Below are 6810 nucleotides of genomic sequence, written 5' to 3'. Positions count from 1 at the left end.
TCCACTTTAATTAGGTAAAAAGGTGTAGTTGTATTTGCACGGACAGATATATTCGCATTCAGCTTCACTAAGTAAACTATGGTTTTTAATTAAGTAGGTAGGTGTTAAAATTTATCGTACTTAGGAAGGCAGAAGGCAGAAGGGAAAAGGCTTATAAACTACTTTACTTTTTGTTAAAGACTTAATTTTTTTCATGCCTATCTACTTATTTTCTAAGATATTCTGGCACAAAATTCATTAGCTTTATATCTTCATCTGCTTTCTACTCTTCAAAAATTAATAATTATCTCTCGTTAAAAATGAAGCAATAGTAACTTGATATTGAGGTCTTTCACTCAATAATTTTTTAGTCTATATTTTGGAAAAATTAAGCATAAACATATCACTTGGAATTAATATCATTTATATCAAAAGCTCACTCTAGTAATTTCATTTGATTTGGGTTAAAAAAAACTAACGCTTTTAGGCAACAGGCAAGAAGGTTTGCCGGATTTTTTACTGTTAGTAAATAACTAACTTTTGTTTGACATTTAATTTGAAAATGCTATCTATAAATATGTTTTTATGAAAAATTATTTTAGACATTTTTTCAGTTTTTTCTATCTCTATACTGGTCGCATTAATTAGCTTGAAAACACCCATGTTTATGATTAAAAATAACAGGTTCATCTTTGTGGTGCTTCAGCCATTCCTGATCGTACAAAAAATCGCTATTAAGGCAGTTACCCTAAAGAAGGCTAACTGATTCAATGCCTCTACTATCAAGCTTTAATATTTAATATTAAAAAGTATTATTTGAAGCGTTACTAAGATTGAATTTTTGTAGATTAGTTGATTAGTATAATTTTTATACAAAAACAAGGTGCAACTCAAAATAAGACGTGCTATACCTAAAAATTTATCAAGTTTCGCCCATCGCTCATAGTGTTATTTAATTCATTTATGGACTGGCAAAAAATCAATAGCTCGAGCTGTAGAAGTATCTCTAATTATCATTTTATAGAAGATAGACTTTAATCAGCTACCTTTTATTCAGACAAAGATGATATGATAGTTAAAACTTATTTTTGATGATATTTTATGCACAATCAAGAACCACCCAAAATTATTAAACAACGTCTGCAATATCAGGGTAGAAAATTTAACTTTGACGTTAACCATCTACGTCTACCCAATGGAGTTGAAGGAGACTGGGAATGTATTCGTCATCCGGGTGGAGCTTTATGTATTCCTGTTACTTCAAATGGAAAATTAATCTTAGTAAAACAATATAGATTTGCCATTAAAGATAGGATTTTAGAGTTTCCAGCAGGTACAATAGAAGAAAATGAAAATCCTGCTGATACTATCAAACGAGAAATAGAAGAAGAAACAGGTTATCGCGCTCATAAATGGCAAAAGTTAGGAGAATTTCCTCTCGCTCCTGGATACTCGGATGAATTTATTTATGCTTTTTTAGCAGAAGATTTAGAAAAGTTGGAAAGTCCACCAGCGCAAGATATTGATGAAGATATAGAAACAGTTTTAATGACACTTCAAGAATTAGAACAGGCTATCTTTGATGGAGAAATTGTTGATGCTAAGTCAATCTGTAGTTTATTCTTGGCTAAACCATTTTTATTAGGAAATAAGAAGTAAGAAGTAAGAAGTAAGAAGGAAGAAGGAATAAGGCGTTTAGTTATCTAGGCGATGAGTTATCTATAACAGAAGGAAAAAGCTTGGGTTCTCTGAATGTTAAGTTTTTGATATTTCCTAAGCTTTGCTTTGACTGCTATATTAACCAATAATTTAGTATCAACGCCTGAAAATTGGTATTAAGCTTAAAATGAAATTTTTCCTTTGAACAAAGCAAGCAAATAACAAAAATGAAGACTGTAAAGGAGTAGCGAAGTAGAAAAAATTAATTTGCAAAACCTATTTGATTTGACAAATAGAAATATTTATTAGCTAAACTACAGTTCAAAAATTAACAGTTAACAATTATTGAAGGAGGAAGAAGATATTTAGTTATCTACCAGAATGGAGTGGGAGAGTAATACCATTTCTCAAAAACTTTTCTACATTTTCTTGAGCTGGGGAGTTGGGGAGTTGGGGAGTTGGGGAGTTGGGGAGAAATAAAAATAATAATAATTAATATTAAATTGACTCAAATTAGCAAAAAGTTTATTAGGATAGTTTAATTACTTAATAACTGAAGTGTTACCTAAGTATAGCATTACTTTTGGTAATTGGTATAAGGGAGTCAGGGAGTAGTAAACATAAGAATAATATGCACTTACTGGCTAATCATCGCTCTTAAGGTTATTAAATCCTACTAATTACTTAATCATTGAAGTTTTGCATCAGCATCGCATTCTTTTTGATAAATGGTATTAAACCCATAAATAAAAACGATAATTAACAATTACCGAAAAATTTTGGTCTAAAGACTCCTTATTGCAGGAGGTACTGATAACTGATAACTGATAACTGATAACTGATAACTGATAACTGATAACTGAAATGACCTCTCCTGAAAAATAAGAGGATTAACTAAAAAGACAAAAGAATGATTTTTTTCGTGAAAATTAGAGACTTAAAACCTAAAATAATTAATCATTAATAATTTTGTTAAAATCGAGATTATAGCTGACTTGGAATTACTATAAACGTAAGCATTCCACAGGAAATGCTTACCTATAAACAAAAATTTTCTAATTAACAGTAAACTGAAAATTATAGCAGTCGAAGGAAAAGTTAGGAAAAATCAAAAGCTTAAAATTAAGACAAGGTAAGATTTTTTCTTCTTCCTTTTTCCTTCTTCTTTCTTTCTTCTACTATAACAATAAAATTAAAATAAATGTCTAACTTAATCCTCTTTTGGCATCGACGCGACCTACGCATTTCAGATAATATCGGACTGACACAAGCATCTCAACAAAATCAAAAAGTAGTAGGTATATTTTGCCTTGACCAAAATATTCTCAAACGAGACGATATTGCCCCCGCAAGAATAACCTATATGATTGGTTGTTTACAACATCTACAAAAACGCTACCAAGAAATAGGAAGTCAACTATTAATTATCTCAGGAAAACCTGCCGAAGCTATACCAAAATTAGCAACTTTTCTAGAGGCAAAAGCAGTATATTGGAATCTAGATGTTGAACCTTATAGTAGAGAACGCGACCGCCAAGTTACTGAAAATTTAGAAACAGTAAATATTCAAGTAAAAACATTTTGGGATCAACTCCTTCATTGCCCAGAAGAAATATTTACTTCTACCAAAAAACCCTATAGTGTCTATACTCCATTCTGGAGAACTTGGAGCAGCAAAAAAAAATCTAACCCAGTCAATATTCCCCTACTCAAAGGGTTAACTGAAGAGCAACTTCAACAAACAAAAAAAATAGCAACTATTGATTTACCAACTGCGAAAGAATTAGGATTTAATTGGGAAAACTCACTCATTCTCGAACCCGGAGAAACTATAGCATTAGAAAAATTAGAAACATTTTGCCAAAGGGCAATATACTCATACCAAGAACAACGAAACTTCCCTAGTCTTGATGGTACATCCCAACTAAGTCCCGCCCTAAAATTTGGTACTATTGGTATTCGGACAGTTTGGGCAAAAACTCAAGAATTAATAGAAAATTGTTCTAGCGATGAAGCATTTGACAATATCGAAACTTGGCAAAAAGAAATAGCATGGCGCGAATTTTATCAATATGTTATGTATCATTATCCCGAACTAGAAACAGGTCCTTATCGCCCACATTGGAAAAATTTTCCCTGGGAGAATAATGAAGCATATTTTCAAGCTTGGTGTGAAGGTAAAACAGGTTATCCTATTGTTGATGCTGCCATGCGTCAGTTAAATGAAACAGGTTGGATGCACAACCGTTGCCGAATGATAGTTGCTAGTTTTCTGACCAAAGATTTAATAATTAATTGGCAGTGGGGGGAGAAATATTTTATGCAGAAGTTGATAGATGGAGACCTTTCTGCAAATAATGGGGGTTGGCAGTGGAGTGCATCGAGTGGAATGGACCCAAAACCGTTGAGAATATTTAATCCTTCATCTCAGACACAAAAATATGACCCAGAAGCAGAATATATTCGGGAGTGGGTGTCAGAGTTGCGGAGTGTGGATACGAAATATTTGGTTACTGGTAAAATTCCCGCAGATGAAAGAGAGGGTATAGGTTATCCTGCGCCTATTGTTGACCATAAAAAACGACAACAAATATTCAAGTCACTTTATCAGGAGCAGAAAAATTGATTCAGAATATCTTTAGGTTACTTTTTCCTAAATCAACCTAATTTATTAATACACATCTCCAGAAAATAGGGAGTAGGGAGTAGGGAGAAAGAATTGATAATTTCTGTGCGATAATTGATTTGATTTTTTATTATTGGAGATGTCTAATGAATTTGAATCATTGATTTATGTAGTTATAACTTGGCTGAAAATAAATCAGCTAATTCTCCAATATTTTTTGCTCCAGCTAGTTCAATGTGGGGGATATTTAAGGATAATTCTTCCATCACCATCATAATAATTTATGCTAGATTTACTGAATCTATCCCTAAGTTTTTAAGACTATTGGTTTAGTTTAGAGGAACTTCTTCTAATTATGATGCCACTTAACGAGTATACTTCCTAATTAACTACAATATTTTTCCTCTATTTATTATTTTGATTTTGCCCTAGTTTATTAGCTTTTTATTTTAAATTTTTAACTTTATAAATTATTTGGTTTGCCACTTTAATAAGTAACTTTTTGTTTCGCTACCTTATCAAGTATTGAGCATAACTCTTGCTGCAAGTTTTCTTGTAAATTACAGAATTATTGGCCTTAGGATAACCATTGCCCAGCTTAATTTTTTGGCAATACCTTTCTATATCCTGCTCACAAAAAAAATAGTTCACCGCAACGCCGTCTTACCTCAGCTTTTGACCTGGATAATACCAGGTGGGTTCCTCGGCTCAAGTTTAAAGTTTCTGAGTGCAAGCTCAGTTTACTGCCACTCAAACATCTAGGTCCCGATGTTTTTTGATTTGTAGGTCAAAAAAACATTTTTGGCAGTCACCAACGTCGCAGTAGAACCTAGAAACTATTATAGCCATTATTTTTTGAATGTCACCCCCTATCAGGAAACTCAAAAGTCAAAAATTAAAAGTCAAAAGTTAAAAGTCATAAATTGGAGCCTTGACACTTAATTTTTATCAAAATCATGTGGGTCTAATACCAAGCGTCAAAAAAGAATGCTATATTTAAGTGACACTTCAATTATTAAGTAATTAACACAGACTGAATATTTTTTTTGATAATTATTAGCCAGTTATTGTTAATTATTATTATTTTTACCTCTCCCCTACTCTCTCACTTCCCTACTCCCCCGCTCAATAAAATGTAGCAAACATTTATCAAATTGGTATAAAACTCCGCCTTCTAAGTCGAAATATTTTTGGAGAGTTGCTCACACATCCCCTACTTCCCCTCCTGGGAGGGGGAGGGGCGAGGGGTGGGTTAACTTCTGACTTCTGAATTCTTACTTCTGACTTCGTTAACTCTGCCAGATACTTTCAATTTTGTGGGCGATCGCCTCAGCTTTCTGACGGCACTTGGTGGAATTTTCCTCATGCACCAATACTGTTACATGACCCAACTTTCGTCCTGGACGAGATTCTGTTTTGCCATACCACCAAACTGAAGCATTAGGAATCTGAGCTAATTGTTGCCGTTTTGTCAAGTAGTCATTTACCGCAAATTCATAACCCAACAAATTCACCATCACTGCCCCCCTAGACTTAAAAGCGGTACTACCCAGAGGTAGACCACAAACTGCCCGTAGATGTTGTTCAAATTGAGAAGTCTCACAAGCATCCAAAGTGTAATGACCAGAGTTATGAGTTCTTGGAGCAATTTCATTAATTAAAATTGTTTGATTTTTAGTAATAAATAATTCAATACCAAATACTCCCACAACTTCTAAACTATTGAGGAGAGTTTGAGCGATCGCTTGAATTTCTTTGACTAATTCTAAATTTTCATCACATACAAAAACCCGCCGACAAACCTGATTTTCTTGTTGTGTTTCTACTACTGGGTAAACTTTAATTTCACCAGTCACTGAACGAGCAGCAATAATTGCAACTTCCCGGTCAAAAGGGATAAATTCTTGAATGAAAATATTTGAATTTCTCTGATATTTTAAACTATTAATATCTTGAATAACAGAAATACCATGACCATCATAACCATGACGACGTGCTTTTAATACTAGAGGAAATTTTATTGCTTCAGCTTCTGTTTCCCACTCCCAAAATTGGGGAACAGGTAAACCTAAATCTCGTAAATAACACAACTGTTGATATTTATCTAATAAGGGCTTTAACACAGATAAATTAGGACGAAAAATTACATTTTTTTTACTCAGAAGCGACAACTCATCTATATTAATAAATTCATTTTCAAAAGTAATCACATCACAACTATTTGCTAACTGAGCAGTTGCCCGAGCATCATCAATTTCTGCCAAAATAGTATCTTTTGCTATAGATACTGCCGGGTCATCTTTTTCAGGAGTTTGAATAATTAAATCTACTCCCAATTTTTTAGCAGCATCCGCCATCATCCATGCCAACTGACCTCCACCAATGACACCCACTCGCTGAATTTTGTTTTGGTATTTTTTTGCCTTTTCAGTACTATTCATTTTGATTACAAATTCAGTTTCAACTTTTGTATTTTATAGCAGAAGAAAGAAGGAAAAAGAAAGAAGGAAGAAGGAAAAATATTGCGTTGTCTGAGTTTTCAGCTA

General features: G+C 33.2%; 3 protein-coding genes and 1 other RNA gene. 2 read left to right on the top strand and 2 right to left on the bottom strand.

Annotation, left to right across the window (positions count from 1 at the left end; genetic code table 11):
- The first annotated feature begins 1080 nt into the window (after positions 1-1080).
- A complete protein-coding gene (locus F6K13_RS12035) occupies positions 1081-1638 on the top strand; it encodes an NUDIX hydrolase (RefSeq protein WP_124145017.1) in 558 nt (185 codons plus the stop codon).
- 1201 nt (positions 1639-2839) lie between these two features.
- Entirely contained in the window at positions 2840-4264 is a 1425-nt protein-coding gene (locus tag F6K13_RS12030) for a deoxyribodipyrimidine photo-lyase, 8-HDF type (RefSeq protein WP_124145018.1), read from the top strand.
- Between the two features lie 643 nt (positions 4265-4907).
- Here F6K13_RS12030 and ssrS read toward each other — a convergent pair.
- Positions 4908-5093, bottom strand: a non-coding RNA gene (gene ssrS / locus F6K13_RS12025) — 6S RNA.
- Positions 5094-5553: 460 nt separating this feature from the next.
- A complete protein-coding gene (locus tag F6K13_RS12020; RefSeq protein WP_124145019.1) occupies positions 5554-6705 on the bottom strand; it encodes a 5-(carboxyamino)imidazole ribonucleotide synthase in 1152 nt (383 codons plus the stop codon).
- Between the last annotated feature and the right edge of the window lie 105 nt (positions 6706-6810).

This window comes from Okeania sp. SIO2B9 (assembly GCF_010672505.1).
Classification (GTDB): Bacteria; Cyanobacteriota; Cyanobacteriia; order Cyanobacteriales; family Microcoleaceae; genus Okeania; species Okeania hirsuta.
The sequence above is the reverse complement of the archived record's forward strand: the minus strand, read 5'-3'. Positions and strand labels throughout refer to the sequence as shown.

Excerpts from the sequence above, each read along its gene's own strand:
- F6K13_RS12035 (WP_124145017.1), top strand. The coding sequence starts at position 1,081 with ATGCACAATCAAGAACCACCCAAAATTATTAAACAACGTCTGCAATAT.
- F6K13_RS12030 (WP_124145018.1), top strand. The coding sequence starts at position 2,840 with ATGTCTAACTTAATCCTCTTTTGGCATCGACGCGACCTACGCATTTCA.
- F6K13_RS12020 (WP_124145019.1), bottom strand. The coding sequence starts at position 6,705 with ATGAATAGTACTGAAAAGGCAAAAAAATACCAAAACAAAATTCAGCGA.